The sequence below is a fragment of the Caballeronia sp. LZ032 genome (assembly GCF_031451315.1).
Classification (GTDB): Bacteria; Pseudomonadota; Gammaproteobacteria; order Burkholderiales; family Burkholderiaceae; genus Caballeronia.
The window spans coordinates 1-1,631 of sequence record NZ_JARUXP010000034.1; the positions used below are offsets into that span (position 1 = coordinate 1).

1 protein-coding gene is annotated in these 1,631 nt (G+C 58.5%); it reads right to left on the bottom strand.

Annotated elements, in window-relative coordinates; genetic code table 11:
- Nucleotides 1-74: 74 nt before the first annotated feature.
- Nucleotides 75-1,511: an IS5 family transposase gene (locus QCE69_RS39275; protein ID WP_309936146.1), complete on the bottom strand. Its 1,437-nt coding sequence runs from the start codon at nucleotides 1,509-1,511 to the stop codon at nucleotides 75-77.
- Nucleotides 1,512-1,631 lie beyond the last annotated feature (120 nt).

Genomic DNA, 1,631 nt, shown 5'->3' on the forward strand with positions numbered 1-1,631 from the left:
GTCGGACCTGCAAAATTGGGTTTTGTTCGTGGACGCCTCGGGGCATTCATCAGGTGGCCTTGTACTTTTCGAACTCAGGCAGTTGTAGGAGGTGCGAGCAAGGTTCCTCGCGAGGCGTTGTGGAGGCTGCGCAGCCACTCGAGAACAAAAAACACGGGCGCAAGCCCCAGGCGAACAATAGCGCGCAGCAACCAGCGAAGGTTATAGCCCACCGCGCATAGCACCGCATGTAAGGCGTCGCCGGTTTGCCCTTTGAGCCAGCAACGCTGCATGCCGTGGTCCTGCTTCACATGCCCGATGATCGGTTCTATCGCTTGCCGGCGTTTCAGCCATCGTCGTTGTGTACTGCTTAGCGACTTGTGTTTACCTCGGTGAATCAACTGTACTGGCGCGAGATCGGCATCCACACCGCGATACCCGAGGTCCGCCAGAACGGTCTTCGGCTTTGACACGCCCGGCAGATCCTGAAGCAGGATGGACGTTTGTTCAAGTTGTCCGGACAGAGTATGCCCGTCATAGGGGTTGCCCACAAACGAGCGTGCACCGACAATCAGGCCTTGCTTCTCCGTGATTGCGAGGCTCACCTTGACGCCAAACTCATACGGCTGGCGAGCCTTGCCTTTTGAGATGCACTCCACTTCTGGCGCATGAAGCGCATAGAGCTTGTGCTTATCTTTCGCTCGCTGGCGGCAGATACGCCAGGCGCGCTCAAGCCAGATGCTTAAGGATGTCTGTTGCTCAGTGGATGCGTTCGGTAACTTTCTCTCGATGTCGCGCAGCAATCGTCCGAGGATCGTGCGCTGACGCTTGAGCACCCGGCGCAGTCGCTTGAACTGCTTCGCATGCGCATAGCCACCGGCGCGGCGACGCAATTGTTTCCCCTCTCGCTCGTATGTTTGCTTCAGTGCCAGTCCGGCACGTTGCGCGAGCCTTGCGAGTTTGCCTCGTGCAATCTCCAGCAAACGGCTGTCAGTCGGATAGGCAATCGCTTTTTGTTGGACCGTCGTATCGACAATCACGCGCTCGAACTCGGCCGGCCTCACTGCTTTCATTTCCACGGCCGCTGCAATTGTCGTCGCGAGCAACTCCTCGACACCAGCTTCGCCCAGCGCCTGCCGAAAGCGCACGAGGTTGGTCGGATCGCACGGCATGTGCGGTTGAAAATACTCCTCGCCGCAGAAAAACTGGAAATACACGTCTTGTGCCCAGCGCTCACAAACCGATTCGTCACTTTCGTTGTAGGCGTGCTTCAGATAGAGCAGCCCGACCATCAGCCGGATCGACAGGCGCGGACGTCCGGCAGCGCTAAGGCCCGCACCCGCCAGCTTGGGCGCCGTGCCAAAAAGATCAGTCTCCTCGCTCGTCCGGCCTTCGCGAGCACGTCGCTCGAAGATCGGTGTCAAGGTCGCTTCTATCGACCTCCATGGCATCCGGTTGGCCAGTACCGCCAGCGGATGCCGCAAATCGATCATCGCGTCCAGGCGGCTGCGGAAGAAATCCGGTGTGCTCATCGGCGCTTCTCACTCCCAGAAGATAGGCCCATTTCATATTGAAACTGGGAGTTTCGCAACTGCTTATCTGCACCTATCCGCACGCTGCGCTTGGCTTCGCGCGATTCTGCAAGACCGACT